This is a genomic window from Allobosea sp. 10L422 (assembly GCF_056395345.1).
This window is the reverse complement of sequence record NZ_JBFTJI010000006.1, coordinates 316,678-340,801: the sequence shown is the minus strand read 5'-3', so window position 1 is coordinate 340,801 and position 24,124 is coordinate 316,678. Positions and strand designations below refer to the sequence as shown.

28 protein-coding genes, 1 tRNA gene and 1 pseudogene are annotated in these 24,124 nt (G+C 65.5%); 11 read left to right on the top strand and 19 right to left on the bottom strand.

Annotated elements, in window-relative coordinates; genetic code table 11:
* Positions 1 to 145 precede the first annotated feature (145 nt).
* Complete coding sequence (locus tag AC1DEZ_RS15045; RefSeq protein WP_476779856.1) at positions 146 to 865, bottom strand: tyrosine-type recombinase/integrase; 720 nt, start codon at positions 863 to 865, stop codon at positions 146 to 148.
* A gap of 245 nt (positions 866 to 1,110) precedes the next feature.
* Between AC1DEZ_RS15045 and AC1DEZ_RS15040 the strand changes: the two genes are divergently transcribed.
* Complete coding sequence (locus tag AC1DEZ_RS15040; RefSeq protein ID WP_441512409.1) at positions 1,111 to 1,491, top strand: hypothetical protein; 381 nt, start codon at positions 1,111 to 1,113, stop codon at positions 1,489 to 1,491.
* Between the two features lie 122 nt (positions 1,492 to 1,613).
* On the opposite strand, the gene selD is transcribed toward AC1DEZ_RS15040, so the two are convergent.
* From selD to AC1DEZ_RS15025, 3 genes are read right to left on the bottom strand one after another with little or no spacing between them, the layout of a single operon-like run.
* Positions 1,614 to 2,690, bottom strand: coding sequence for a selenide, water dikinase SelD (gene selD / locus AC1DEZ_RS15035; protein WP_441512408.1), 1,077 nt, complete (start codon positions 2,688 to 2,690; stop codon positions 1,614 to 1,616).
* 59 nt (positions 2,691 to 2,749) lie between these two features.
* Positions 2,750 to 3,844, bottom strand: coding sequence for a transglutaminase-like domain-containing protein (locus tag AC1DEZ_RS15030; protein WP_441512407.1), 1,095 nt, complete (start codon positions 3,842 to 3,844; stop codon positions 2,750 to 2,752).
* A complete protein-coding gene (locus tag AC1DEZ_RS15025) occupies positions 3,841 to 4,320 on the bottom strand; it encodes a TlpA disulfide reductase family protein (RefSeq protein WP_441512406.1) in 480 nt (159 codons plus the stop codon). Before AC1DEZ_RS15025 ends, AC1DEZ_RS15030 begins: the two co-directional genes overlap by 4 nt.
* A gap of 292 nt (positions 4,321 to 4,612) precedes the next feature.
* Between AC1DEZ_RS15025 and AC1DEZ_RS15020 the strand changes: the two genes are divergently transcribed.
* The 3 genes from AC1DEZ_RS15020 to AC1DEZ_RS15010 all read left to right on the top strand — a co-directional run bounded on the left by AC1DEZ_RS15020 (position 4,613) and on the right by AC1DEZ_RS15010 (position 5,547).
* Entirely contained in the window at positions 4,613 to 4,816 is a 204-nt protein-coding gene (locus AC1DEZ_RS15020; protein ID WP_441512405.1) for a hypothetical protein, read from the top strand.
* Between the two features lie 167 nt (positions 4,817 to 4,983).
* A complete protein-coding gene (locus AC1DEZ_RS15015) occupies positions 4,984 to 5,316 on the top strand; it encodes a hypothetical protein (protein WP_476779855.1) in 333 nt (110 codons plus the stop codon).
* Between the two features lie 155 nt (positions 5,317 to 5,471).
* Positions 5,472 to 5,547, top strand: a tRNA-Phe gene (locus AC1DEZ_RS15010).
* Between the two features lie 833 nt (positions 5,548 to 6,380).
* On the opposite strand, the gene AC1DEZ_RS15005 is transcribed toward AC1DEZ_RS15010, so the two are convergent.
* The 4 genes from AC1DEZ_RS15005 to AC1DEZ_RS14990 form a co-directional block, all read right to left on the bottom strand.
* Positions 6,381 to 6,665: a hypothetical protein gene (locus AC1DEZ_RS15005; RefSeq protein ID WP_441512381.1), complete on the bottom strand. Its 285-nt coding sequence runs from the start codon at positions 6,663 to 6,665 to the stop codon at positions 6,381 to 6,383.
* An 11-nt stretch (positions 6,666 to 6,676) separates the two neighbouring features.
* Positions 6,677 to 6,943, bottom strand: a complete 267-nt coding sequence (locus AC1DEZ_RS15000; RefSeq protein ID WP_441512380.1) for a hypothetical protein — start codon at positions 6,941 to 6,943, stop codon at positions 6,677 to 6,679.
* A 199-nt stretch (positions 6,944 to 7,142) separates the two neighbouring features.
* Positions 7,143 to 7,346: a DNA gyrase inhibitor YacG gene (gene yacG, locus AC1DEZ_RS14995; RefSeq protein WP_441512379.1), complete on the bottom strand. Its 204-nt coding sequence runs from the start codon at positions 7,344 to 7,346 to the stop codon at positions 7,143 to 7,145.
* 181 nt (positions 7,347 to 7,527) lie between these two features.
* Positions 7,528 to 8,136, bottom strand: coding sequence for a Maf-like protein (locus AC1DEZ_RS14990; RefSeq protein ID WP_441512378.1), 609 nt, complete (start codon positions 8,134 to 8,136; stop codon positions 7,528 to 7,530).
* A 293-nt stretch (positions 8,137 to 8,429) separates the two neighbouring features.
* Between AC1DEZ_RS14990 and AC1DEZ_RS14985 the strand changes: the two genes are divergently transcribed.
* Positions 8,430 to 8,813, top strand: coding sequence for a hypothetical protein (locus AC1DEZ_RS14985; RefSeq protein WP_441512377.1), 384 nt, complete (start codon positions 8,430 to 8,432; stop codon positions 8,811 to 8,813).
* A 77-nt stretch (positions 8,814 to 8,890) separates the two neighbouring features.
* Here the strand turns inward: AC1DEZ_RS14985 and AC1DEZ_RS14980 are convergent, their stop codons facing one another.
* From AC1DEZ_RS14980 to AC1DEZ_RS14965, 4 genes are all read right to left on the bottom strand, one after another.
* The gene (locus tag AC1DEZ_RS14980; RefSeq protein WP_476779854.1) at positions 8,891 to 9,736 is read right to left on the bottom strand and encodes a CDP-alcohol phosphatidyltransferase family protein; all 846 of its coding nucleotides are present in this window, start codon (positions 9,734 to 9,736) and stop codon (positions 8,891 to 8,893) included.
* Between the two features lie 80 nt (positions 9,737 to 9,816).
* Entirely contained in the window at positions 9,817 to 10,518 is a 702-nt protein-coding gene (locus AC1DEZ_RS14975; protein WP_441512375.1) for a phosphatidylserine decarboxylase, read from the bottom strand.
* Positions 10,519 to 10,805: 287 nt separating this feature from the next.
* Positions 10,806 to 11,294 carry a hypothetical protein gene (locus tag AC1DEZ_RS14970; RefSeq protein ID WP_441512374.1) on the bottom strand — a complete coding sequence of 163 codons (489 nt, stop codon included), beginning with the start codon at positions 11,292 to 11,294 and terminating at the stop codon, positions 10,806 to 10,808.
* Between the two features lie 219 nt (positions 11,295 to 11,513).
* Positions 11,514 to 13,427: an ABCB family ABC transporter ATP-binding protein/permease gene (locus AC1DEZ_RS14965; protein WP_441512373.1), complete on the bottom strand. Its 1,914-nt coding sequence runs from the start codon at positions 13,425 to 13,427 to the stop codon at positions 11,514 to 11,516.
* 173 nt (positions 13,428 to 13,600) lie between these two features.
* Here AC1DEZ_RS14965 and AC1DEZ_RS14960 point away from each other — a divergent pair, with 173 nt between their 5' ends.
* Positions 13,601 to 13,942, top strand: coding sequence for a hypothetical protein (locus tag AC1DEZ_RS14960; RefSeq protein WP_441512372.1), 342 nt, complete (start codon positions 13,601 to 13,603; stop codon positions 13,940 to 13,942).
* A gap of 125 nt (positions 13,943 to 14,067) precedes the next feature.
* On the opposite strand, the gene cimA is transcribed toward AC1DEZ_RS14960, so the two are convergent.
* Together cimA and cysS are read right to left on the bottom strand one after the other, a co-directional pair.
* Positions 14,068 to 15,666, bottom strand: coding sequence for a citramalate synthase (gene cimA / locus AC1DEZ_RS14955; RefSeq protein WP_476779853.1), 1,599 nt, complete (start codon positions 15,664 to 15,666; stop codon positions 14,068 to 14,070).
* Positions 15,667 to 15,769: 103 nt separating this feature from the next.
* Positions 15,770 to 17,293 carry a cysteine--tRNA ligase gene (cysS, locus tag AC1DEZ_RS14950; RefSeq protein ID WP_441512370.1) on the bottom strand — a complete coding sequence of 508 codons (1,524 nt, stop codon included), beginning with the start codon at positions 17,291 to 17,293 and terminating at the stop codon, positions 15,770 to 15,772.
* A 312-nt stretch (positions 17,294 to 17,605) separates the two neighbouring features.
* On the opposite strand from cysS, the gene AC1DEZ_RS14945 reads away from it, so the two are divergent.
* The gene (locus AC1DEZ_RS14945) at positions 17,606 to 17,935 is read left to right on the top strand and encodes a hypothetical protein (RefSeq protein ID WP_441512369.1); all 330 of its coding nucleotides are present in this window, start codon (positions 17,606 to 17,608) and stop codon (positions 17,933 to 17,935) included.
* 12 nt (positions 17,936 to 17,947) lie between these two features.
* Here the strand turns inward: AC1DEZ_RS14945 and AC1DEZ_RS14940 are convergent, their stop codons facing one another.
* The gene (locus AC1DEZ_RS14940) at positions 17,948 to 18,469 is read right to left on the bottom strand and encodes a CreA family protein (protein ID WP_476779852.1); all 522 of its coding nucleotides are present in this window, start codon (positions 18,467 to 18,469) and stop codon (positions 17,948 to 17,950) included.
* 169 nt (positions 18,470 to 18,638) lie between these two features.
* On the opposite strand from AC1DEZ_RS14940, the pseudogene AC1DEZ_RS14935 reads away from it, so the two are divergent.
* Together AC1DEZ_RS14935 and AC1DEZ_RS14930 are read left to right on the top strand one after the other, a co-directional pair.
* A pseudogene (locus AC1DEZ_RS14935) lies at positions 18,639 to 18,830 on the top strand (GNAT family N-acetyltransferase); the annotation flags it as partial.
* A 55-nt stretch (positions 18,831 to 18,885) separates the two neighbouring features.
* On the top strand, positions 18,886 to 19,110 hold the full coding sequence (locus tag AC1DEZ_RS14930) for a GNAT family N-acetyltransferase (RefSeq protein WP_476779859.1): 225 nt from the start codon (positions 18,886 to 18,888) through the stop codon (positions 19,108 to 19,110).
* Here AC1DEZ_RS14930 and AC1DEZ_RS14925 read toward each other — a convergent pair.
* From AC1DEZ_RS14925 to AC1DEZ_RS14915, 3 genes are all read right to left on the bottom strand, one after another.
* Positions 19,091 to 19,624: a hypothetical protein gene (locus tag AC1DEZ_RS14925; RefSeq protein WP_441512366.1), complete on the bottom strand. Its 534-nt coding sequence runs from the start codon at positions 19,622 to 19,624 to the stop codon at positions 19,091 to 19,093. The two genes, AC1DEZ_RS14930 and AC1DEZ_RS14925, sit on opposite strands and share 20 nt — an antisense overlap.
* Before the next feature lie 93 nt (positions 19,625 to 19,717).
* Positions 19,718 to 20,296, bottom strand: a complete 579-nt coding sequence (locus tag AC1DEZ_RS14920; protein WP_441512365.1) for a DinB family protein — start codon at positions 20,294 to 20,296, stop codon at positions 19,718 to 19,720.
* An 8-nt stretch (positions 20,297 to 20,304) separates the two neighbouring features.
* Positions 20,305 to 21,315 carry a fumarylacetoacetate hydrolase family protein gene (locus tag AC1DEZ_RS14915; RefSeq protein ID WP_441512364.1) on the bottom strand — a complete coding sequence of 337 codons (1,011 nt, stop codon included), beginning with the start codon at positions 21,313 to 21,315 and terminating at the stop codon, positions 20,305 to 20,307.
* A 62-nt stretch (positions 21,316 to 21,377) separates the two neighbouring features.
* Between AC1DEZ_RS14915 and AC1DEZ_RS14910 the strand changes: the two genes are divergently transcribed.
* Together AC1DEZ_RS14910 and AC1DEZ_RS14905 are read left to right on the top strand one after the other, a co-directional pair.
* Positions 21,378 to 22,463 carry a TRAP transporter substrate-binding protein gene (locus AC1DEZ_RS14910; protein WP_441512363.1) on the top strand — a complete coding sequence of 362 codons (1,086 nt, stop codon included), beginning with the start codon at positions 21,378 to 21,380 and terminating at the stop codon, positions 22,461 to 22,463.
* A gap of 32 nt (positions 22,464 to 22,495) precedes the next feature.
* On the top strand, positions 22,496 to 22,993 hold the full coding sequence (locus AC1DEZ_RS14905) for a MarR family winged helix-turn-helix transcriptional regulator (RefSeq protein WP_441512362.1): 498 nt from the start codon (positions 22,496 to 22,498) through the stop codon (positions 22,991 to 22,993).
* 120 nt (positions 22,994 to 23,113) lie between these two features.
* Here the strand turns inward: AC1DEZ_RS14905 and AC1DEZ_RS14900 are convergent, their stop codons facing one another.
* Complete coding sequence (locus tag AC1DEZ_RS14900; RefSeq protein ID WP_476779851.1) at positions 23,114 to 24,064, bottom strand: phosphoribosylaminoimidazolesuccinocarboxamide synthase; 951 nt, start codon at positions 24,062 to 24,064, stop codon at positions 23,114 to 23,116.
* Positions 24,065 to 24,124: the final 60 nt, after the last annotated feature.

Below are 24,124 nucleotides of genomic sequence, written 5' to 3'. Positions count from 1 at the left end.
CAACGGATTGCCCTTGCGAGACCAGCACATCGACCTGACGCAGCTTTGCGACGATCTCTTCGGGCTTGTGGCGCTTCTTCGGCATATCGGTCCTCCTGTCTGCCAAAAGACATACTTCAGGGTGGACCAATTCAACGGGGGTGGATCACGCAGCCGTGCCGGACGACTGTCGAAGCTTTGCGACTGTCTCAGCGGCCTGCATATGGTTGAGCGCCGCGTGGTGTTCCTTTTCCCGCTTCTTCCGGGCCGGCATCACCTTGTCCAGTAGGCCCCGCCATAGGGCCGGGTTGCCCGCCTTACGCCATTCATGGGCGATGCCGTAGTCGATCACTGCCCTGATACGCATACGCAGCCGGTCGGCGGTTTCGGGCCGCTCATGCCAATGTGGAAGCAATGCCTCTTTCACGTCGCCCAACGCGATGTCAGCGATTGGCATGTCGTGCAACGGCTTCGCGTAGTGGCGGAGCGTCATTTCCCATTGCGCTTGGTGCTTGGGGTTGCGCCAGCCCTCGGCCTTGCTTTCGAGCAGCGCCTCCATGCAATCGGCGAACGTCTTCGGCTTCGTCGTCGGCTTGGGCGCAGGTTTCGGCCTGCGCGGGTCTTCTCCATTGACTAGGCGGTCGCGAATGGCCTGCGCCTTCTGCCGCGCCAGAGCCAAGCTAACGGGCGCCGTTCCCGATCCATAGCCACCGAGTCCGATCTCAACGCGCTTAGCGCCGCGCCGGAAAACGAACACCCAATTCTTCGATGGCGGGAGGTCGCCGCGCGGCTTCTGGATACGCAGATAAAGGCCGCCGCCATCGCCCAGCATGCCGGGGTTGACGTGACTCTTGCAGCGGCTTTCAGATAGCTTGTTGAGCGCCATTTCAACCTTCCGCCGAACCTAGGTCATCATAACCGTCATACTAACGTCAGTACGGCAAATAGGGCAAACGAGGCAAATATCAATGCCAGACATGCCAAAATCGGCCAATTTCAAGCAGGTTGGCGGTCATTCTCTTCCGCCAATTCACTGAGGCGGCATGATCGATAGCGCGGCCCCTGCCCTCGACCCGATCTTGCATTTCGAGTGCGCCGCCGATGCGGCCTGCCCGACCGAGGGTTCGCCGCGTGTCGACATCTAAAGGTCTTGGAACCGATTTCGACCGCTGGCTCGGAAAACTCTTCCGCAAGGGCCCGTTCACCGCGCTGATCGTGCTCGTGAAGATCACCGAGCCGAAGGTGGAGCCGCTGCGCTCGACCTTCGTCCATGTCGTCGGCGACGAGATCGACTGGGGCGATATCGTCCTGATGCTGCGCGGTGCCGGCGTGAGCTGGGACGGAGCGGCCTTCTTTCCGACGCGCGACGAGGGCGGCGGCCTCGTGCCCGATGACCTGGCCCGCAAGCGGCTGCGCGAGCTGGAAGACACACTGCGCGAAGACCGGTTGGTTCTCAACAAGGGCGCCTTCTTCGACGTCTGGGGGCGGAATCTGGAAATCAGGGAGGCCTGAGCAGCCTCCATCGCCATGCTCGGGCTTGATCCGAGCATCTCAGGCAGGAGAAGGCGCCCTCTTCGGGAAGAGATTCTCGGGTCTTCGCTATCCTCGGCCCGAGAATGACGGAGTCTCTCTTGTCAGGCCGCCACGACCCGCCCCGGTCCCGCCTCGACCGCGCCGATGATCCGCGCGGCCGGATAGCCCGCCGCCTTGATCCGCGTGAGGATGTCCTGCGCCCGCTCCGCCTTGCAGGAGACCAGAAGCCCGCCGGAGGTCTGCGGATCGGTCAGCAAATGGCGCCGCCAGTCCGGCAACCCGGCCGGCAACTCGGCGCCTTCGCCATAGCTTGCCCAGTTGCGGTGCGAGGCGCCGGTCACCCTGCCCTCCTGCGACAGCCGTTCTGCCTGCGAAAGGAACGGCAGATCGGCCAGTTTCAACCGCAGCGTGGCTCCGGAACCGCGCGCCATTTCCAGCCCGTGGCCGAGGATGCCGAAGCCGGTGACATCCGTGATGGCGTGGACATCGTCATCCTCCGCCAATTCGGCGCCGATGCGGTTGAGCAAGGTCACAGATGCGATCATCTCGTCATAGGCCGCCGGCGAGAGCTGTTCCTTCTTGAAGGCGGCCGAATAGATGCCGACGCCCAGCGCCTTGGTCAGGATCAGCGCATCGCCGGGCCTTGCCCCGCTGTTGCGGCGCAGATTCCGTGGATTCAGAAGCCCGATCACCGCCAGGCCGTAGATCGGCTCGGGCGCATCGATCGAGTGGCCGCCCGCGACGGGGATGCCGGCCTCGGCGCAGATCGAGGCGCCGCCCATCAAAATCTCGCGTGTCGTCTCGATCGGCAACTTGTCGAGCGGCATGCCGAGGATCGCCAGCGCCATGATCGGCTTGCCACCCATGGCGTAGACATCCGAGATCGCATTGGCCGCGGCGATGCGGCCGAAATCACGGGGGTCGTCGACCATCGGCATGAAGAAATCCGTGGTGGCGACCACACATGTATTCTCATCGACCTGCCACACGGCCGCATCGTCACCTGTCTCGGTGCCGACGAGAAGCTGCTTGTAAGGCCCCGCGGCCGGATGCTCGGCCAGGAGCCGCTGGAGCACCGAGGGCGCCAGCTTGCAGCCGCAGCCGCCGCCATGCGCCAGGCTGGTCAGCCGGGGGGCGGCAGGCTTCGCCGGCGTTTCAAGCTCGATCGTGTCATTCATCATCGGTCTCCGGGCGGCATGGCCGGGCGCCGACGCGGCCCCGGCCGGGGACGACGTCGTCAGGCGGTGATCTCGGCCGCCCTGATCGTGTATTTGAAGGTGTCGGGATCGAGGCAATCGAGCAGCGCCCCGGCCACCTCCGCCTGTGGATACATCAGGAAGCCGACCTTGTGCTTCGAACCCGGCAATTCGAGGTCATGCGCCATGTTGTAGCCGAGCCAGTTGCCCTCCCAGGCGCCGAACAGGGCCTCGCGCGCGGCGACGACCTTCGGATTATCGACGGCATTGTTGCCGGGCGGCTCCTCGAGCACGACCTTGCGGACGTCGGCGGGATCGGTCGCGACCCAACCATGGCCTTCGAGCCAGATTTCGGCGCGGCAGTGCTGGGCCTTGGTGATGACTTCCGAACCGGCGCCCAGGCTCTTGTAGCCGAATTGAGAAGGCGCGACGCGAATGCCGTAGATATCGCGCGCGGGGATGCCGACCGAGCGCACGAGCGCGACATAGAGCGCATTGAGATCGGCGCATTTGCCGCCGAGGTTGCCGCTGCGCAGCATCGAGGCGACGTCGCCGGTGCCGCAACCGCGGGTTTTCGCATCGCGGAAGGTATTCGCGACGACCCATTGGTAGATCGCGCGCGCCTTGTCGATATCGCTGGCGTTGCCGGCAGCGGCCTTCTCGGCGGTTTCCTTGACGATGCCGTCCGTCGGCATGAGCTCGGTCGCCTCCAGATAGAGCCTGCGCTCGGCCGCGCCCAGCGCCGGCGCCGTGCCCGCAGCGAAATCCTCGGCGCGGTCGCGCAAGGCGAAACGGCTGCGGACCTCGACGGCCGGGGCCGCCGCCCCCTCCTTGAAGACGACATGCAGCATCCGTGCGCCGTATTTCGGATCGCTGACGACCTCGGCGGAGGCCGCATTGGTCTGCCAGTCGTTGCGAGCCGGCTTGATCCAGTCGACCTCGGTGACGGAGGGCAGCGGAACCCAGGCCTGCGCCTTCCCCCGCCCAGCCAGATCGAGCCGCGTCACCACCTCGAAATCGCGCCATTTGCCGGGCTTGGGAGCGAAGGCGGGTGCCTGCGCGATGCCCGCGCGCGGCAGCACAAGTGCCGCCCCCGCGGCGGCACCGGTCCTGAGCATATCGCGACGGCTGATCATGGTGTGCTCCTTCCCTTGTCGTCGTTGGCGTCGGATGGGCTTGATTTGGCTCCGACCATGGCTTCGAGCGCGGCCAGCACCGGCGGGCTGATCCAGTCGAGCGGCTCGGCGGCGAGCGCGACGGGGCGCAGATCGCGATCGAGCACGAAACTCGTCGGCAGCCCCTCCACCCGCCAGCGTTTCATGGCCGCACGGTCGCGGTCGAGCAGGATCGGGAAACGCACCGGGCGCTGCCGAAAGAAATTGCGGACCCGCGCATCGACCTCGCCGACATCGACGGCAAGGATGCTCGCACCCGCGCCGAGCCGCGCCGCCAGCGCATCGAGCGAGGCCAACTCCTCGACGCAGGGCGCGCACCATGTCGCGAAGAAATGAACGATGACGGGGCGGCCGCGCAGATCGGCGAGATCGATCGCCGGGCCATCAAGACGGTCGAGTGCAAGCGCCGGCGACGCTTCGTCGGGCCATGGCAGCAAATCTCCCGCAAATGCCCGCGCCGCTGCGAGGCACAAGGGGAGACCGGCCAGCGCCAGGAGAAAGCGCCTCCGCGGTCGATCCGATCGATGAGCGCCCCGGCACGCGGGAGCTGCGACGGCAAGCACGCGCCATCCTTTCCCGCGCGGTTGCCAGCGTCAATAGCGCCTTTTGGTGGGTGGTGGGCCTCAGCCGCCGCGATTCATGCGGACACGCGCTGCGGCGCCGAAACCAAAAGTCAGCTGCATTGCACCATCCCCTTTCCCCTACCCCGAAGCAGGATCATCCGGCACGATGATGAAGCTCGAAGCTCCTGCTTGTCATCGGAAACGCCGCGAGCTGTGGCCTGGCGCTGTAGCTGGCGCTGGAGGGAAACGCCGTGATGGCGCTCCGCTGGTCATCGTGGTGGCCGCTCTGGTCCGGACGCTCGTGCGCATCGTCAATGGCAAGTATTTTCGCCCTGCGGAAACGCCGATCGCCCAGGATTCCGAGGATTGAGCCGGCTGGGACCCGAGCACATCTCCTCTCCGATCAAATTTGCCGCAAGCTGAAATGGCCGCCGTACAGAAGCAGGTAACCAAACGTCATGCTTGGCGCTGATCGGCGCTGCCTTCGGTGCTATTTTCGATCTGGCCGACAGAACAATCTCCTTCTGAGGGGGAACCATGGCTGAGAGGGTGAAGGAGCTGCTGGCGCGCGACATAGAGACCCTGCGCGCCGATGTGCTCAAGGCTGGCGTCCTCAATGCGAAGGCGTTGCAGGAGAGTGCCGAAAACCATGTGGCGCACCTCTATGAGGTTCTCCGCGAATCCCAGGCTCTGCAGGATGCGTCGTTCCTCGTGGTGAACCGTGTCATTGCCTTCGCCCGGCTCCTCTACGGCCAGGCGGCGATCCTCGAATCGGAGCAGGCGCGACGCGAAGCACTGATGGCGGTGGATCGCCTGGCGACGGTGATCGACCGCGCCGCGTGGCGGGAAGAAGCCCAGATGCCGGCCTGAGGCCGGCACCATTCCCGCCATTTCCCAGCTCGCGGGGCCAGATTTCTCCACACTTGCACAGGGACTGTAGAAAGCCGGCTGAAGTGACTGGACAGGCCTGACGACAGCCTCTATATCGCCCCCACCAACACGGACGGCGCGTCGCGCCCCGGGGCGCCCAGGTAGCTCAGTTGGTAGAGCATGCGACTGAAAATCGCAGTGTCGGTGGTTCGATTCCGCCCCTGGGCACCATTCGTTTTTCCAAAAGGTTTGAAAGACTGTTTTTGGGCGGCGCCAGCTTGCGGCAAGCAGTCGCTGCCCGGCCACGCGCGAGAGCCTTGGGATTCTCAGAACAGGAAGTGCCAGGCGCCGTAGCCGATCAGTCCGATCCAGGTGGTCATCGTCAGCGCGATGGCAGCCAGATAGAGCGAACCAATCAGACGATCCATGTCGACCTCGCCAGCTTGAGAACGACCGACCGCCACGCCGAACAATCAAACCAAAGATCTGGCGCGGCATCAGACTGGTCGGGCTTTGACGCTACCTAGCGTGCGAGAACGACATCTTCCTCCTTCAATCGGATGATTGCGTCAGAACGCCGCGCCCCGGCCGGCCGGCGCTGCAAGACTTCGATGTGTTGGAGAGGGAGCGATGCCGCCTCCCAACGGCGCGCTCCCTCTCCGCAGGCGCCGGCGCCGGACTCGCCTGCGAGGGCCATGTCTGGCTGGCCCATTCCGAAGACGAGTGGCTATGCTCTTAAATGGGAGGAACCCGCCCGGCGGTTACGGCCGGATTAAATCGGCGTCAGGCGCCAAAGCTAATGCGCTACCACCATCGGCACGACGACGGCAGCAAAGATGACGGCGACAATGGCCGTTCTCATCCAAACAGCGAGGAAACGACTGTTGAACAGCACCTGGGCCTCCCTGCATTTCTCGTTCGTCGACCGAAGACGAACACAGGCGGGACGCCGCGGCAATCGACCATTCGATGTCGAATCGCGACCCCGATCGCGTTGGGAAGGCCCGCCCCGAAACGCTGCGGGCATCGCCAGCGGACGGGGCCGCGAGGCGTCGCAGGCAGCCTCAGCCCAGGCGCCGGTCGCGCATATCCTCGATGCGCTCGACGATGCCGCGATGCTCCGCTAGCAGTTCCTGGAGCGGACCGATGGGCCTGAAGGCCGCCAGATCCTGCTGCTCCTCGCCTTGCGCACACCATGCCGCGATGGCGGCATCGGCAGCGGCCAAGGCCTCTTCCGTGAGGTTGAGGTCAGACGCTATCCCGGTCTCTTCCCCCAGGCGAATGGCGATCTGCCGGCGAAGCCGCTGCTCGCAGGCGATGACCGCGTCGAGCTCGTCGGTATAGGCCATGATATCGCCGTTCAGTGCACAGTCGCGAGATCGTCCTCGTCGGGGTCGATCAGCTTCGCCAGGCCGAGTTGCTCGACGCCGTCGGTGAATTCCGCGAAGGCCTCGGCGTCCGTCGCGAAGCTGTCCTGCCAGACCGTCGAGCCGCCCTCCTCGTCGATGAGCTCGAGCGTCCAGCCCTCTGTCCCGTCGACCCGGTAGATCTCGACCTGGACGGTGACGCCGTCTTCGGTGAAGCGCTGTGACAATGGCGAGCGGATGATGTCGGGAAAATCGGTCATTCCACAGCCTAGCAGGTCCCAGTCCGGCTTGCAGCATGCGATCAGGCAGCGGTCGCAACCCGCCTATTCCCGCCGCGCCGAGTTCTGGTCGCAAAAAGGCCGACCGGATCTCGTGCCGGTGGCCGCGAGAAACATCGCCGCATCATCCGCCGCCGCGGTTCTCACGCCCGGAGCGAGGCCGTCCGGACGGGCCAGCGCCTCAATTCTCGCGATCAGGCTGGGGCGGAGCCTCTTCAGCCTCCTCGATCGGTTCGCCGGGAATCACATAGCTTCCCTTCAGCCAGCGGCCGAGGTCGATATCGGCGCAGCGCGCCGAGCAAAACGGTTTGAAGCGCGCCACCGCGGGCTTGCCGCAGATCGAGCAGGGCTTCGCAGCCGGCGCCGGCTTGTCGGTTTCAGTCATATTTGAGCGTGATGCCTCCATCCACGGCCAGTTCGACCCCGGTGCCATAGATCGCCATGCGTCCTATCGGATGCAACGGCGGCGATCCACCCGTCTGTGATGGCACCGGCCGGCCCCACTTTTCAGTCGAAAGCAGCGCACTCATCGTGCCGGGACCCGACGTCGTGTGCGGGCAACCCCCTCAGGCGGCGTTCATCCAGCCGAAGCGGATCGGGAAGCCTTCTCCGCCCAGCAGATTGACTGTCTCATAGAGCGGAAGGCCGACGACGCCGGTATAGGAGCCCACCAGCTTGATGACGAAGGAGCCGGCTATGCCCTGAACGGCATAGCCGCCCGCCTTGCCGCGCCATTCTCCGGAGGCGAGGTAGTGCTCGATGTCCTCAGTCGAGAGCCGCTTGAAGCGCAGCCGGGTCTCGACGATGCGGTCCCGAATCGTTCCCGAGGGTGTTACGAGTGCAACGCCCGTATAGACACGATGCGCGCGCCCGGAGAGCAGGCGCAGGCAGGCCGCCGCCTCGTCCACGATCTCGGCCTTGGGCAGGATGCGCCGGCCGACAGCGACCACCGTATCGGCCGCGACGATGTAGCAGCCCTCCAGATCCGCGCGCGCCTTCGCCCCTTCTCGCGCAGCCTCCGCCTTTTCGCGCGCCAGCCGCCGGGCGAGATCGCGCGGGCGCTCACCCTTGTGCGGCGTTTCGTCGAGATCGGCCGGCAACAGCGCATCGGGCTTCAGCCCGGCCTGCTCGAGCAATGCGAGGCGGCGCGGGGAAGCCGAGGCGAGCACCAGCATCGGGCGCCAGCCGGGATGTTTGGGGGAGGAGAAAAAACTCAAAAGACAGCCCGACACTTTTCCGTCACCGGAGACGCCCGGCGCGTGACCAGCCTTAATGTATTTCGGCGCAGCGATAAATCCGCAACCGCGGCGCGAACCGTCTGTGTCAACGGTCGTTGGAGCCCGCTGCCCCGCGCTTCCTGCATAAAGCAGGGCGGGAGAACTGGTATACTACTGGTTGCCAAGTCGAGCCAGCAACGGCAGGATCGATTCCCCTCGGCATGACGCCGCATCGTTTTGGGAGTTTGTCCATGCCGAGCACGCGCAAGTCATCGCGCTCCGCCATCGCGACGGGAGCAGATGCACAAGTGCTTGCCGCGCGCGTGCTGACCATGCAGGCCGAAGCCGGCCTCACCATCGCGATGCGGATGCCGATCCTGATGAAGGGCGCCTTCGGCGACAGCCACGGCCAGCGCGAAGCGACCAAGGCCGTGATGGAGAAGGTTTCCGCGGTGGTTGAGAGCAGCGTGGCCGCGACGCAGGCAGCCACGGCGTTCTGGTGGGGACTGGCGCTGCATCTGCCAGGCCAATTCGACTTCGCGGCAGCGGCGGTCCGCGTCGCCGACAGCACGCTGGAGCCCTTTGCGCGGCGCACCCGGGCCAACGCCGCCCGGCTCAGTGGCGGCCGGCGCTAAAAGCGCGCGCCTGGAGACCGTTTTACCGATCGGCTTGCACCGCGAACCGATCGGCGAATCCGTCTCTGGCTTACATCTCAGACTGGTTCTTGCGGAGCGTCACTGCCCACGGCGGCAGCGGGTGACGACAAGCCATGCTCGCGCTCGAGCTTGCGGTAGCGCGCCACGCTCACCGGGATGAGCGCGAGATAGGCCAGAACCACGACGGTCAGCACCTCGAAAGTGTAGGCGAAGAGCAGCCCTGCCACGATCACGACAGCGACAAAGATCGGCAGCACCTGGGTTCGCGGGATGCGCGTTCCCAGCGTCTTGCCGGCATAGCAGGGGATGCGCGAGATCGTCAGGAAGGCGATGAACAGGATGTAGATGCCGACGAAGATCGCGCCATATTCCTGCACGGGAACGCCGATGATGTGCAGATAGACCGGCAGCATGGCCGTGATCGCCCCAGCCGGCGCCGGCATGCCGACGAAGAACTCCTTCTGCCAGTCCGGCCGGTCCGGATCGTCGATCATGACGTTGAAGCGCGCGAGGCGCAGCGCCATGGCGCAGGCCAGCGTCAGCACGATGATCCAGCCGAAGGAMYKSAGRTCGTGCAGGACGAARATCCASAGCACATAGCCSGTKGCGACGCCGAAATTGACGAAATCCGARAGCGARTCGAGCTCGGCKCCGAAGCGSGACGTGCCCTTSAGCAKGCGCGCCAGACGGCCATCAACGCCATCCAGCCCCGCAGCGATCAGAATGCAGATCGTCGCCGTTTCAAGCTTGCCCTCGACGACGAGGCGCATCGCCGTCAGGCCGAGGCAAAGAGCCAGCAGCGTAATGACATTGGGCGCCAGCAGCCGGAAGGGGATCGGCTTGAAGCGAGCGCGCTTTGATTCGGCGCGCTCGGGCTCGAAAGGAGGAAACAGGTCGCTCATGCCTGCCGAAATACGCGGTTTCTCAAATCCGCGCTAGCAGCGGAGGACGTGGCGAGGCACGTCGTCCCCACCCTACCCTCTCAGAGGTCGCGGAAGCTACGCGCGACCGGCTCGTTACCGCTCATATCGGCCAGCACGGTCTCGCCGGCGATCGCGGTCTGCCCGACGCCGACCAGCGGCACGACATGCGTCGGCAGATAGACGTCGACGCGCGAGCCGAAGCGGATGAGGCCGAAACGCTCGCCCGTCGCGAGCGTATCGCCCTGCTTGACGAAGGGAACGATGCGGCGCGCCACCAGGCCCGCGATCTGGACGACGCCGACGATGCCGGAGGCGGTCTCGATCGCCAGCGCGTTGCGCTCGTTGTCGTCGCTGGCCTTGTCGAGTTCGGCATTGAGGAAGAGGCCCGGCGTATAGGCGATCTTGGCGATGCGGCCCGGCACCGGCGTGCGGTTCACGTGGCAATCGAAGACGTTCATGAAGATCGAGATGCGCGTCATCGGCTCGGCCGGCAGCTCGAGCTCCGGCGGCGGCAGGGACTGGGCGATTTGGCTGATGCGGCCGTCGGCGGGCGAGATCACCAGCCCTTCTCGCTGCGGCGTGACGCGGACGGGATCGCGGAAGAAGTAGCAGATCCAGACCGTGATGATCGCGCCGACCCAGCCAAAGGGCGACCAGAGATTGGCGAGGATGATCGTGGCCACCAGCCCGATGGCGATGAAGACATAGCCCTCCTTGTGGATGGGCACGATCACCTTGCGGACGGAATCGACGAGAGACATGAGGCGGTATCCGTTGAACCTGTCGGCGCATCGAGCGCGCGTGAACGACGATGCCCTGGCATGCACGGCCACGGGCGTTGCGCTGATTTAGGGCCTTCTGCCCGCCAGGGAAAGCCCGGAAGCTGCGACATTGCGGCGGATTCACCGCTCAAACGTGCTGCAGGCCGGAATCCACGTCGTCCCCCCGTGCACCGGAGTGGAAACCGATGGAGAGGTATGGCGCCAGCCGCGCGACCGGAAGCAGGCCGCGCCGCGGACACCGGACCTCAGAAGCCGCAACCCCTCCCCTAGACGATCCGTGGCATCTGGACGAAGCGAACCGCCGCTCTCCAGGTCAGGAAGCCGAAGGCGAACAGCACTATTGTTTCGGCGATGGCGAAGGGAGGTTCCGACTGGGTCGGGGCCAACGCCCGCAGGGCCGGGATCTTGCCGAACATTTGCGCCACCAGCACGAAGACCAGCAAGTAGAACGACAGCATCGCTGTGATCGCATAGGTACGGCGCCAGCCTCCTTCCAGCCTCCGTCCATACAACGCGAAGGCCGCAATTGCGACCAGAGCGATATGGATCGCGCCGATGATGTGGGATGGCAGGATGCCGCTGAAGGGAAAGCCGAAGCCGGTCGCGCTGGTGGCGAAGGCGGTCGACAGGAAAACGCCTGTCCAGCCCGGCCGTGTATGTCCGTGGAGCAATCCGGCCGCGACCGGAATCCCGGCCACGATCGCGATCAGGCTGAGCCAGGTGTGAAAGCCTACGAATGTCGTCGGATCAAACATGGCAGCCGCTCCCCCAATGCCTTTGCCCTGCGGCCGGAGCATGCAGGAAACACGCCGAAGTTGCGAGCGGTTTTAAACTGGCGAGAGGCGCATGGCTGACGGCATATCCGTCATGGTCGGGCTTGTCCCCGACCATCCAGGTCCTCCTCTGGCGAGGCCAGTGTTCAAGACGTGGATGCTCGCCACAAGAGCGGGCATGACGGGGCGCCGACCGCGCCGCTATGTGGCCAGGCTCACCCTGACGCTCTCGCCTTCCGCCTCGGTGGCGCGCTGGAGCGTGGCCTTGGCCTCGTCGACCTCGCGCTGGCGGTTCCACATCGCGGCATAGACGCCGTCCGCGGCGAGCAGGTCGCGATGATGGCCGCGTTCGACGATGACGCCCTTGTCGAGCACGATGATCTCGTCGGCATTCACCACGGTCGAGAGCCGATGCGCGATGACGAGGGTCGTGCGGCCCTCGCTGACCCGGTCGAGCGCGTCCTGGATTTCCTTTTCCGTGAAGGAATCGAGCGCCGAAGTCGCCTCGTCAAGGACGAGCACCGGCGGCCCCTTCAGGATCGTCCTGGCGATGGCGACGCGCTGCTTCTCGCCGCCCGAGAGCTTGAGGCCGCGCTCGCCGACCGATGTCGCATAGCCCTCCGGCAAGAGGCGGATGAAGCGGTCGATCTGGGCGAGGCGAGCGGCCTCCTCGACCTCCTCCGCCGTCGCATCGGGGCGGCCATAGCGGATGTTGTATTCGATGGTGTCGTTGAACAGCACCGTGTCCTGCGGGACCATGCCGATGGCGGCGCGCAGGGAGACCTGCTGGATATCGGCGATAGGCTGGCCGTCGATCAGGATGCGGCCCTTCTGCGGCTCGTAGAAGCGGAAGAGCAGGCGCGAGATCGTCGACTTGCCGGCGCCCGACGGGCCAACGATCGCAACCGTTTGCCCCGGCAGGACCTTGAACGAGACGCCGCGCAGGATCGGCCGCTCCGGCACATAGGCGAAATGCACGTCCTCGAAGGCGACCTCGCCGGCAGGGACCTGCAGCGGCTTCGCGCCGGGCTTGTCCTGGATCTCGGGGTCGCGGCCGATCAGCGAGAACATCTGGGCGATGTCGAGCGTCGCCTGCTTGATCTCGCGATAGACGGTGCCCATGAAATTCAGCGGCAAATAGAGTTGGATCAGCATCGCGTTGATCAGGATGAGATCGCCGACCGTGTTGGTGCCGGCCTGAAAACCGCGCACCGCCATCACCATCGACAGCGTCAGCCCCACCGCGAAGATCGCGGCCTGGCCGAAATTGAGCCAGGCAAGCGAGGTGTAGGACTTGATCGAATTACGCTCGTAGCGCGCCATCGACTGGTCGTAGCGCGCGGTCTCGCGCGCCTCGGCGCCGAAATACTTCACCGTCTCGTAGTTGAGCAGCGAGTCGATTGCCTTGGCATTGGCGTCGGTATCCGACTCGTTCATCGCCGAGCGGATGGCGATGCGCCACTCCGTCGCCTTGATGGTGTAGGTCATGTAGGCCGTGACCATCGTCACCAGCACCACGACATAGCGCCAGTCGAACAGGTACAGCAGCACGGCGATGATCAGCACGACCTCGATGATCACCGGCACGAGTTGGTTGAGGCCGAGGCGCACCATCTCCTCGATGCCGTTGCGGCCGCGCTCCAGCACGCGGGTGAGCCCGCCCGTCTTGCGCTCCAGATGGAAGCGCAGCGAGAGATGGTGGAGATGGCCGAAGGTTTGCAATGCAAGCGTCCGCACCGCATGCATGAAGACCGGCGCGAAAATGGCGTCGCGCATCTGGACGAAGGCGGCTGCGCCGACGCGGGCCAGACCATAGAGGACCGTCAAGGCCAGCGGTGCGCCGACCAGCCAGGGAAGCCATTTCTCAAGATTGGAATAGGTGCCGGCGAGCGCGTCCGTTATCCATTTGAAGGTGAAGGGCACGCCCATCAGCACCAGCCGCCCGCACAACATCAGGGCGAAGGCCGCGACGACGCGGCTGCGCAGGTCGGCACGTTCCGCCGGCCAGAGATAGGGCCAGAGCGCGCGGAAGGTCGCGAAGAAGCCGGAGCCCGGCTGGATGGCGGCAGAACGGTGGAAGCTCGACGCCGGAGGGGGCGCTGACGGCGCGGACATTTTCAAACGATTCCAGTTGGCGCGCCCGTATAGACCCAATTGCGCGCCGATGCATGCGGGATCGCATCGCCATCCGTTGCGGTCTCGCCTGAAAGCCGCCTTGCTCTCGTCGAAAGCCCGGTGTCTGATCCTGCCAGAGCGTTCGACGCTCGGGATCGGGGACAGAAACAACCATGAGAGATCAACATCTTGTCGCCAAGGGGCTAGGCGCCGCCGCCGCGCTCATGCTCGCCATCCTGCCCGCCACCGCGCAGTCCGGCAAACCGCATGCGCAGATCACCATCAGCAACCAGCGCAGCGTTCCGCTCAACAGTTTCGAGATCGCGACGCCCGGAGACCAGCAACGCCTCGTCGCCAAGCTCGCCAAGCCGCTGGCGCCCGGCAAGAGCGTCGCACTCAAGCTCAACAAGCCGCAGGGCTGTTCCTATACGGTTCAGGCGCGGTTCGAAGACGAAGCCTCGAGCGACGCCGACATGGACCTGTGCAAGGATCGCGTCATCCGCCTGACGGAGTGAGGCTGAACCCCGTCATTCTCGGGCGGAGCGAAGCGCAGACCCGAGAAGCTCGGGACAATGGAGGTTCCAGCGCCTTCATCGGTAAGAGATGCTCGGGTCAAGCCCGAGCATGACGGCGCGAGGTTTCAAGCCGTCGCGCCGGCCTTCACCAGCTTGTAGGTGATCGAGTCGACCAGCGCCTGGAACGAGGCGTCGATGATGTTGGCGCTGACGCCGACCGTCGTCCAGCGCTCGCCGGTCTCGTCGCCCGACTCTATCAGSACGCGSGTCACMGCGTCGGTGCCGCCCTGGAAGACACGCACCTTGTAGTCGACSAGSCGCAASCCCYCGATCAGCGACTGGTAACGGCCGAGATCCTTGCGCAAGGCGATATCGAGCGCGTTGACCGGGCCGGCATCGCCCTCCGCCGCCGAGATCAGCAGGTCGTCACCGACCTTCACCTTGACGATCGCCTCGGAGAAGGTGACGAGCTCGCCCAGCGCGTTGTAGCGGCGTTCCACATTCACGGCGAAGCGCTCGACCGCGAAGTAGTCCGGCACCTCGCCGAGAATGCGCTTCACCAGCAGGAAGAAGGAGGCATCGGCGCCCTCGAAGGCGTAGCCCTGCGCTTCCTTGTCCTTGACCTCCTGCAGCACGCGGTTGAGCCGCGGATCGTCGCGGCCGAGCGTGACGCCGATGCGTTCCAGCTCAGCGACGAGGTTCGACTTGCCGCCCTGATCGGAGATCAGGACCTTGCGCATGTTGCCGGTCGCCTCCGGCGCGACATGCTCATAGGTGCGCGGATCCTTGAGCACGGCAGAAGCGTGGATGCCGGCCTTGGTCGCGAAGGCCGAGGCGCCGACGAAGGGCGCGTGGCGGTTCGGCGCGCGGTTCAGCATCTCGTCGAGCGCGCGCGAGACATGGGTGAGCTCCCCGAGCTGGTCTTCGCTGACGCCGAGTTCGAAACGGTCGCGATAGCGCTCCTTGAGCTTCAGCGCGCCGATCAGCGTGACGAGATTGGCATTGCCGCAGCGCTCGCCCAGCCCGTTCAGCGTGCCCTGGATCTGCCGGGCGCCGGCCTCGACCGCCGCGAGCGAATTGGCGACGGCGCAGCCGCAATCGTCATGGGCGTGGATGCCGAGATTGTCACCCGGGACGACCTTGGCGACCTCGCGGACGATGGCGCCGACCTCGTCGGGCAGCGTGCCGCCATTGGTGTCGCACAGCACGACCCAGCGGGCGCCGGCCTCATAGGCCGTGCGGGCACAGGCGAGCGCGTAGTCGGGATTGGCCTTGTAGCCGTCGAAGAAGTGCTCGCAATCGAGCATCACCTCGCGACCCGCGGCCTTCGCGGCCTCGACGCTCTCGCGGATGCCGGCAAGGTTTTCTTCCAGTGAAATCTCGAGCGCGACATGGACATGGTAGTCCCAGCTCTTCGCAACGAAGACGATCGCATCGGCTTTCGCCGCCAGCAGCGCGGCGATGCCGGGGTCGTTGGCAGTGGAGCGCCCTGCCCGCTTGGTCATGCCGAAGGCGGCGAACTTCGCCTGCGTGGTCGCCTTCTCCTCGAAGAAGGCGGTGTCGAGCGGATTGGCGCCAGGATAGCCGCCCTCGACATAATCGACGCCGAGCCGGTCGAGCAGCGCGGCGACGGCGCGCTTGTCGTCGAGCGAGAAATCGACTCCGGTGGTCTGCGCCCCGTCGCGCAACGTCGTGTCGAAGAGATGAACGCGGGGCGCGCTCATCGCTCCCGCCTCAGTTTGAAGCGGACAACGCGCGGCACGACCATCGCCAGCATGACCATCTTGATGGCGAAGGAGAGCGAGCCGGCGGGGCGGATTTTCGGGCTCATCGCTTCACCTCCCAGCTGGTCGTCGGCTCGCCGGTGGCGGGGTCCTTGCCGTCCTTGAGCGCGATGCCCATGGCGGTCAGCTCATCGCGGATGCGATCGGACTCGGCGAAGTTCTTCGCGCGGCGGGCGGCGAGGCGGGCGGCGATCAGCACCTCGACGTCCACTCCCGCAGCTTCTTCCTCTGCGCGCAGGGCTGCGCTGTTTCGCTCTGCCTCTTCGCGAGCGAATTTCCAGATATCGATCCCGACCAGTTCCAGCATCGCGACAAGAGTGCGCTGGCCAGTTCCATCCTTGAGCGCCCCCTCGATTGCTTTCATTGCCTCGGCAAAATTCAGATCATCCGCAAGCGCTTCGACGAATTCCGGCGGCAGAGCGACCTGATCCTCCGAAATTTCGTTGAACTCGATCTGCGCTACCCATTGGCGCAACTTACGCTCCGCCTCCTCCAGCGCCTTCACCGTCCAGTCGATCGGCTGGCGGTAATGCGTCTTCAGCATCGCGAGACGCAGCACTTCGCCCGGCCATTTGCGGCCGCCGAACGCGTCAGTCTCCAGCAGCTCATGGATCGTGACGAAGTTGCCGAGGGACTTCGACATCTTCTCGCCCTCGACCTGCAGGAAGCCGTTATGCATCCAGATATTGGCCATGAGCGGCTGCCCTTCCCCGCCGCCGAAGGCGCAGCAGGATTGGGCGATCTCGTTCTCATGGTGCGGGAAGACGAGGTCGATGCCGCCGCCATGGATGTCGAAGACGTTCTTCGCCGGATCGTCGCATGCAAGGCCGCCGCCGAAGGGCGAGAGCAGCTTCGCCATCGACATGGCCGAGCATTCGATATGCCAGCCGGGCCGGCCGGGCGTGGCGATGCCGGCCGGCGACGGCCAGCCGGGATCGATGCCGTCACGGCTCGGCTTCCACAGCACGAAATCCATGGAGTCGCGCTTGTACGGTGCGACGTCGACGCGGGCACCGGCCAGCATCTCGTCAAGCGATCGGCGGGCGAGCGTGCCGTATTTCGGCGCCTTGGCGAGATGCGACGCTGCCGGAACATGGAAAAGCACATGCTCCTCGGCGACATAGGCGACGCCACGCGCGATCAGGCGCTCGATGATCGCCTTCATCTCCTCGATATGGTCGGTGGCGCGGGGCTCCGCCGTCGGGCGCAAATTGCCGAGCGCATCCACGTCATGATGGAACTGCGCCGTCGTCGCCCGTGTGACCTGCGCGATCGCCTCGTTCAGCGGCAGGCCGGGAAAGTCGCGGGCAGCGCGGGCGTTGATCTTGTCGTCGACGTCCGTGAGGTTGCGAGCATAGGTGACACGCTCCGCCCCATAGATGTGGCGCAGCAGCCGGTAGAGCACGTCGAAGACGATGACCGGGCGGGCATTGCCGATATGGGCGTAGTCGTAGACCGTCGGGCCGCAAACATACATGCGGACATTCGACGGATCGATCGGCGCGAAGTCCTGCTTCGTCCGCGTCAGCGTGTTGTGGAGCCTCAGGGTCGGCGACATCGGGGGCAAATCCTGGAACGAACGAAACGGCGAAATACGAGAAAAGACCTGGCCGCTGGCCGGGGCGCTTTTGTCGGTTCGTTTTCAGGACGAGGACGTGAGCAGCCGGCCAGCGAAAGCTAGCGGCAAATAATGCAAGGGCTGTTGATGGCGGCTCGCGTCATGATGGAAAGTGATTGCCTGTCCACAGGCCTTGCGTCAAGAGGGCGCCCTATTTGTTGCGGCGCAACATTTCGGCCGCAATTCACGCAAATTTAACCGCCCGGAACCATCCTCCCGATTCACGGGTTCTCCGCCCGTCTTCATCAGGAACCAGATTTCATGCGCCGCGCCGTGGCTTTCGTCGGACTGCTCGGGATCGTCGCCGCCGGCATCTCGCTCTCGATCATGCCGTCCAGCCGTTCGGTCGCCGCCGCAAACGAGCCGCGAACCTTCCTGATCCCCGCCAGCGACGGCTATGGCGTCGCCGACTGCATCTCGACGAAGGCCGAATGCGGCAAGATCGTCGCCAATGCGTGGTGCGAGTCTCAGGGCTTCGGCAAGGCGGTCGCCTTCGGCGTGGCCGATCGCGAGGATTTCACCGGCACGGTCGCCCGCCCAAGCCCGGCCCAGGTGGCAGAGCAGCCGCTCAGCATCACCTGCAGCAACTGACCCGCAGGCCGATCAGCGAATCCACTCCGAGCATTTCGGCGGCTCGCCGGACGTCCCCCAGGGCATGATCGGCACGGTCGAGGTCGAGTTCTGCGGCGAGCCRTCGATCAGCTTGTCGGWRTAGACSAGATAGACCAGCACGTTGCGCTTGGTGTCGCAGCCGCGCACGATCTGCATCTTCTTCCAGACCAGCGAGCGGCGCTCACGGAAGACGACATCGCCCTGCTCCGCCTTTTCCTTGAACTTGATCGGCCCGATCTGGCGGCAGGCCAGCGAGACCTCCGAGACCTCCTCGGCCACGCCGAACATGCCGGAAACGCCACCCTTCTCGGGCACCGTATAGTGGCAGGCCACACCCTCGACGATGGGATCGTCGACGCCGTAGACGGCGAGCTTGTCGTTCGGGGTCAGCATCTTCCAGACGGTCGACTTGCGGAAGATCAGGTCCTCCTGAGCCGTCGCGGGCGACAACAAACCTCCTGACAGGGTGACGGCCAGCGCGGCCAAGACCCAACGGCGAAGCAGCATTCTCATTCTCCCGGCGCGTTCCAGATCGGCGCCCGGCACGATATGGGAAGCCCTGCACCGCTGCACCAGAGTATTGCGCTGCAACCGCCGGGAAGAGGATCGCCGCGTGCTGCCGGAACTGGAAAGCGAAAGGCTGCTGCTGCGCCCGCGCCGGCTTGCGGATATCGAGGCCGTCATGCGCATGAACGCCGACCCGCAGGTGATGCGCCATATCGCGGCGGTCGGAGACCCAGCCATGGGGCGGGAGGCCGTCGCCGCGCGCAGCTTCAACCATGTCGAGCGCGGGCTGGGCTACTGGTCGGTCTTCGCCAAGGCGAACCCTCGAGAATTCACCGGCTATGTCGGGCTCATTCCCGACGGCGACGCGGCGGAGGATGTGCAGATCAGCTACCGTTTCGCGGTGCGGCATTGGGGGCGGGGCTATGCCGGCCTGCCTCCTCGACTACGGCTTCGGCACGCTCGGCTTCCCCATGATCGGGATCACGACCCATCCGCTCAACGCCGCCTCGCTGCGTCTGGCCGGGCGGCTGGGCTTCGCGGCGGCGCCGACGGACCCCCGCATCCTCATCGGCGATCCGCCGGTTCCGGCGGCGCGGCTGTGGCTCAAGCGCGGCGCGTGGCCGAAGCTCAGGCCGCCAGAGGCTTGAAGACGAGATAGGCCGCCACGAGCGCGCCGACCACGCCGAGCGCGAACAGGACGAGCTTCATCCGCGTCATCGTGCTGGCGAAGGCGACATTGCCGCTATCGACCTGCGGATAACGGTCGAGCAGGCGCGCCACGGCGAAATTCTCGGCAACGTCGCAGAGGCCGCCCAGGAACCAGCCGCCGCCGCAGAGCGCCGCCACCCACCAGGGCTGGCCGCGCGTGGCGAGGCCGGCGATCAGCAGCGCGCCAACGATCGCATAGGTGAAGGCGCAAGCAACATCTGCGGGCAGCACGCGATTGCGATAGCGCGCCCGCCTCGTCTCGCCATAGAGCGAGAACAGCTTCTCGACATCGGCGACGTTGTAGCCGTCCCAGTCGCTCTCCAGCATGCGCGGCACGCCCTGCCGGCTCGACCAGAAGCCGACCGCCCAGAACAGCACCACCACCAGCACTGGCCCCCAGATGAAGAAGGCGAGCGGGACGATGGTCGAATAGAACGGCACGGTCTCGATCATGGCGGCTCGTTTCTCGCGGCAGGCATCGGCGCTTCGTGGGTCAGGTTATCCGGCGTGCGGGCCGCCGCCAAGCACGGCAAACCCCTTCCCTGCTCAAAGCAGCACTTCCGGCGGCAGCAGGTCGAGGCGGCGCAGCTCGACGCGCGTCTGCTGCGAATCGTAGAGCAGGAAATATTCGTCGAGCTGGGGTGGCGCGATGTCGGTCCCGGACAGCATCGCATGGGCCTGGCCGCGATGGTGGATCTGGTGCTGGAAGAGATGCGCCAGCAGATCGTCGATCCGCTCCTCGACCGCGCCATGCTCGCCGCGGTCCGTAGCGACGGTCGCATCGAGCGCAGCGTCCGAAAGCCCATCGCAGACGGCGATGAGGCGGCGATCGGCTGCGCTCTGCGCCTGGAACAGCGCCGGCGCCTCGAAGGGCCGGAAGCGTTCGAAGACCTGCCGGCCGAGCCCGCCACGCTCGAGCGCATCGATATAGTAGAGATCGACCATCAGATTGTGATTCAACGTCTCGCGCAGCGAGGGAAAGAAGCTCGTGCGCGTTGCCTTGAAGGCGTCGTCGTCCAGCCGCATGCAAGCCGAGAGCAGCCGCCAGTTCGCCCAGGCGTTGTTATGCGCCATCTTGCGGAAATGGGCGCTCAGCGGCCCGCGCCGGCTCGCGTTTTCAGACATCGCGCGGCTCAGACATGTGGCAGGATCTCCTGTTCGATCGCGCCGAAGATGGAGTACCCGGCGGCATCCTTCATCTCGATGCGAACCGTGTCGCCGAAACGCAGGAAGGGCGTCTTCGGTTCGCCCTGAAGGATCGTCTCGACCATGCGCTGCTCGGCGATGCAGGCATAGCCGAGGCCGCCCGCCGCCACCGGCCGGCCCGGCCCGCCATCGGCATCGCGGTTCGAGACCGTGCCGGAGCCGATGATCGTGCCGGCCGAAAGCCGGCGCGTAGCGGCGGCATGCGCCACCAGCGTGCCGAAGTCGAAGGTCATGTCGGCGCCGGCATCGGGCTTGCCGAAGGGGGTGCCGTTGACCTGCGTCAGCAGCGGCAGATGGAGCTTTCCATCCCGCCAGGCCGCGCCGAGTTCTTCAGGCGTGACGGCGACCGGCGAGAAGGCCGAAGACGGCTTTGACTGAACGAATCCAAAGCCTTTCGCCAGTTCGCTCGGAATCCGATTCCGCAAGCTCACGTCGTTTGCGAGCATGACGAGGCGGATGCGGGCGAGCGCATCCTCCCGGCTCGCGCCCATCGGCACGTCGTCGGTGACGACCGCGATCTCCGCCTCGAAATCGATGCCGTCCTCCTCGCTGCGGGCCTGGATCGCCTGGCGCGGACCGAGCGGCGCGTCGCTGCCGCCCTGATACATCAGCGGATCGGTCCAGAAGCTCTCGGGCATGGTCGCCCCCCTCGCCTTCCGGACGAGATCGACATGGTTCACATAGGCGGAGCCGTCGAGCCATTGATAGGCGCGCGGCAACGGCGCAGCGCAGTCATGTTCATGGAAGCGGAAGGACGGCACCGAGCCGTGCTCCAAACCCTCGGCCAGGTCGGCGAGGCGCGGGGCGAGGCGCTTCCAGTCGTCCAGCGCGGCCTGCAGGGTCGCGACGACCGGGAAGGCGTCGGTCGCACGGGTCAGATCCCGCGAGACGATGACGAGGCGGCCATCTCGGCCATGCGTAAGCGAAGCGAGCTTCATCTCTTTCCATTCCTTCCCGGACGCGCCAATAAGGACGCAACGAGCCTTCGGGAGGAGACCATATGGAACGTCGCAGCTTTTTGAAAACGGGGGCACTCGCCGCCGCCGCGACGACCGTCGCGATGCCGGCGATCGCCCAGTCGCAGCCCGAGGTGAAATGGCGGTTGACGTCGAGCTTCCCGAAGTCGCTCGACACCATCTTCGGCACCGCGCAGCAGTTCTCGAAATACGTATCCGAGGCGACGGACGGCAAGTTCGACATCCAGGTCTTCGCTCCCGGCGAGATCGTCCCCGGCCTGCAGGCGCTCGATGCGGTGTCTTCGGGAACTGTCGAATGCGCGCATTCGCCGACCTATTTCTATATCGGCAAGGATCCGACGCTCGGCTTGGGCACCGGCATCCCCTTCGGCCTCAATGCCCGCCAGCAGCATAGCTGGTGGTATTTCGGCGGCGGCGAGCAGATCGTGAACGGCGTGCTCGACCGCTTCAACGCCTATTCCATCCCCTGCGGCAATTCGGGCTGCCAGATGGGCGGCTTCTTCCGCAAGGAACTCGCCGGCCTCGACGACCTCAAGGGCCTGAAGTTCCGCATCGGCGGCATGGGCGGGGCGGTGCTCGCCAAGCTCGGCGTGGTGCCGACGCAGATTGCGCCCGGCGACGTGTATCCGGCGCTGGAGCGCGGCACGATCGACGCTGCCGAGTTCGTCGGCCCCTATGACGACGAGAAGCTCGGCTTCATCCGCGTCGCGAAATACTACTACTACCCCGGCTGGTGGGAGGGCGGCGCGATGCTGCATCTCATCATCGGCAAGGACGCCTGGAGCAAGCTGCCGAAGCATTACCAGGCCATCGTCCAGAACGCCTGCGAAGCCGCCAACAACTGGATGCTGGCGAAGTACGACTTCGTGAATCCCGGCGGCCTGCGCCGGCTGGTGGCGCAGGGCGCGCAGCTGCGCGGCTTCCCGCTGCCAGTCATGGAGGCCGCGCTCAAGGCGGCCGAGGAATATTACGCCGAGACCAGCGCCAAGAGCCCGGACTTCAAGAAGGGATACGACTCCATGGTCGCCTTCCGCGGCGAGAACCTGCTCTGGTGGCAGGTGGCAGAGCTTTCGTACGACAGCTTCATGAACCGGCTGAAGGCGCGCTGAGGCGCGCCTTTTCATCGCTAGATCGCATCGCCATGACGACGAAACCACCCACTGATCCCGAGACCAAGGCGCTCCATCTGGAGCGCTTCCTGCCTTATCGCCTCAACGTGGTCGGCACGCTGGGCGGCCGCGCGCTCGGCCGCATCTATGGCGAGCATTTCGGCATCGGCATCCCGGAATGGCGGGTGGTGGCGCAGCTCGGCGAATTCGGCAAGCTGACCTCACGCGACATCGGCGAGCTCGCCCAGATGCACAAGACCAAGGTCTCGCGCGCCGTCAGCGAGCTGGAGAAGCGGGGCCTCGTCTCGCGCGCCGAGAACCGGCAGGACCGGCGTGAATCCTTCGTGACGCTGACTGCGGCGGGCAAGCGCATCTACGACCAGATCGTGCCGCTCGCGCTCGGCTTCGAGGCGCGCTGGGTCGAGGATATCTCCCCCGACGAGCTCAAGGTGTTCGAGCGCGTGCTGTCGATCCTGACCGAGCGCGGCCGGCATCTCGCCGGCGGCTATCGCGACGAGGACGGGGCCTGAAGGTAACGGCCGTCATGCTCGGGCTTGACCCGAGCATCTCGTGACGCGGAGGCTCCGAGCTTCGTCCGGCCTGAGATTCTCGGGTCAAGCCCGAGAATGACGTGCATTCCCGCAGCGCCCCTAGAAATACTGCGCCAGATTGCGCCTGATCCGCGGCAGCGGATCCTCCCCCTCTGGCGGATAGGCGAAGGGCTGTCCGGTGATCGTCTCGAAGGCGCGGACATAGACCGCCGAGGTCTGGTCGATCAGCTCCTGCGGGATCGGTGGCAGCGCTTCCTTGTAGGGGTCGCAGCGKGCGRCSACCCAGTTGCGCACGAAATCCTTGTCGAAGGATTCGGGCTTCTCGCCGGCGGCGAAGCGGGCCGGATAGCTTTCCGCGAACCAGTAGCGGCTCGAATCCGGCGTGTGGATCTCGTCGGCGAGGAGGATGCGCCCCTCGGCGTCGGTGCCGAACTCGTATTTGGTGTCGGCGAGGATGAGGCCGCGCTCGCGGGCGAGCTTCCGGCCACGCGCGAAGAGTGCGAGCGCGTAAGCCGAGACGGTGTCCCATTGCTCCTGCGTCAGCAGTCCGCCCTCGACGATCTGGTGCTCGGAGAGCGGCTCGTCATGGCCGCCGTCGAAGGCCTTGCTCGTCGGCGTGATGATCGCCTCCGGAAGCTCCTGATTGTCGCGCAGGCGGTCCGGCAGGGTGATGCCGTACATATCGCGCTGACCCTGCTTGTAGAGCGTCAGGATCGAGGTGCCGGTCGTCCCGGCCAGATAGCCGCGCACGACGATCTCGACCGGCAGGATCTCGAGGCGCGTGCCGACGACGACGTTGGGATCGGGATATTCGAGCACGTGATTGGGACAGATATCGGCGGTCTGCTCGAACCAGTAGCGCGCCGTCTGGGTCAGCACCTGGCCCTTGAGTGGAATCGACGCGATCGCGCGGTCGAAGGCCGAGAGCCGGTCGGTCGAGATCAGGATGCGGCGGCCATCCGGCAAATCGTAATTCTCGCGGACCTTGCCGCGATAGTAGTTCGGCAGTTCCGGAATGACGGCTTCGTGAAGAGGCAGATAATCGGACATGGCGGAGCTTGCCTCTTTGACGGAGCGCGCGGACAGGCGCCGGAGCGCCGTTCAGGCAGT

Bases quoted from the DNA above. Each gene is read 5' to 3' on its own strand.
- AC1DEZ_RS15045 (WP_476779856.1), bottom strand. From the start codon at position 865: ATGGCGCTCAACAAGCTATCTGAAAGCCGCTGCAAGAGTCACGTCAAC.
- selD (WP_441512408.1), bottom strand. From the start codon at position 2,690: ATGAATGACACGATCGAGCTTGAAACGCCGGCGAAGCCTGCCGCCCCC.
- AC1DEZ_RS15030 (WP_441512407.1), bottom strand. From the start codon at position 3,844: ATGATCAGCCGTCGCGATATGCTCAGGACCGGTGCCGCCGCGGGGGCG.
- AC1DEZ_RS15020 (WP_441512405.1), top strand. From the start codon at position 4,613: ATGATGAAGCTCGAAGCTCCTGCTTGTCATCGGAAACGCCGCGAGCTG.
- AC1DEZ_RS15015 (WP_476779855.1), top strand. From the start codon at position 4,984: ATGGCTGAGAGGGTGAAGGAGCTGCTGGCGCGCGACATAGAGACCCTG.
- AC1DEZ_RS15005 (WP_441512381.1), bottom strand. From the start codon at position 6,665: ATGGCCTATACCGACGAGCTCGACGCGGTCATCGCCTGCGAGCAGCGG.
- AC1DEZ_RS15000 (WP_441512380.1), bottom strand. From the start codon at position 6,943: ATGACCGATTTTCCCGACATCATCCGCTCGCCATTGTCACAGCGCTTC.
- yacG (WP_441512379.1), bottom strand. From the start codon at position 7,346: ATGACTGAAACCGACAAGCCGGCGCCGGCTGCGAAGCCCTGCTCGATC.
- AC1DEZ_RS14990 (WP_441512378.1), bottom strand. From the start codon at position 8,136: ATGCTGGTGCTCGCCTCGGCTTCCCCGCGCCGCCTCGCATTGCTCGAG.
- AC1DEZ_RS14985 (WP_441512377.1), top strand. From the start codon at position 8,430: ATGCCGAGCACGCGCAAGTCATCGCGCTCCGCCATCGCGACGGGAGCA.
- AC1DEZ_RS14975 (WP_441512375.1), bottom strand. From the start codon at position 10,518: ATGTCTCTCGTCGATTCCGTCCGCAAGGTGATCGTGCCCATCCACAAG.
- AC1DEZ_RS14970 (WP_441512374.1), bottom strand. From the start codon at position 11,294: ATGTTTGATCCGACGACATTCGTAGGCTTTCACACCTGGCTCAGCCTG.
- AC1DEZ_RS14965 (WP_441512373.1), bottom strand. From the start codon at position 13,427: ATGTCCGCGCCGTCAGCGCCCCCTCCGGCGTCGAGCTTCCACCGTTCT.
- AC1DEZ_RS14960 (WP_441512372.1), top strand. From the start codon at position 13,601: ATGAGAGATCAACATCTTGTCGCCAAGGGGCTAGGCGCCGCCGCCGCG.
- AC1DEZ_RS14945 (WP_441512369.1), top strand. From the start codon at position 17,606: ATGCGCCGCGCCGTGGCTTTCGTCGGACTGCTCGGGATCGTCGCCGCC.
- AC1DEZ_RS14930 (WP_476779859.1), top strand. From the start codon at position 18,886: ATGCCGGCCTGCCTCCTCGACTACGGCTTCGGCACGCTCGGCTTCCCC.
- AC1DEZ_RS14925 (WP_441512366.1), bottom strand. From the start codon at position 19,624: ATGATCGAGACCGTGCCGTTCTATTCGACCATCGTCCCGCTCGCCTTC.
- AC1DEZ_RS14920 (WP_441512365.1), bottom strand. From the start codon at position 20,296: ATGTCTGAAAACGCGAGCCGGCGCGGGCCGCTGAGCGCCCATTTCCGC.
- AC1DEZ_RS14915 (WP_441512364.1), bottom strand. From the start codon at position 21,315: ATGAAGCTCGCTTCGCTTACGCATGGCCGAGATGGCCGCCTCGTCATC.
- AC1DEZ_RS14910 (WP_441512363.1), top strand. From the start codon at position 21,378: ATGGAACGTCGCAGCTTTTTGAAAACGGGGGCACTCGCCGCCGCCGCG.
- AC1DEZ_RS14905 (WP_441512362.1), top strand. From the start codon at position 22,496: ATGACGACGAAACCACCCACTGATCCCGAGACCAAGGCGCTCCATCTG.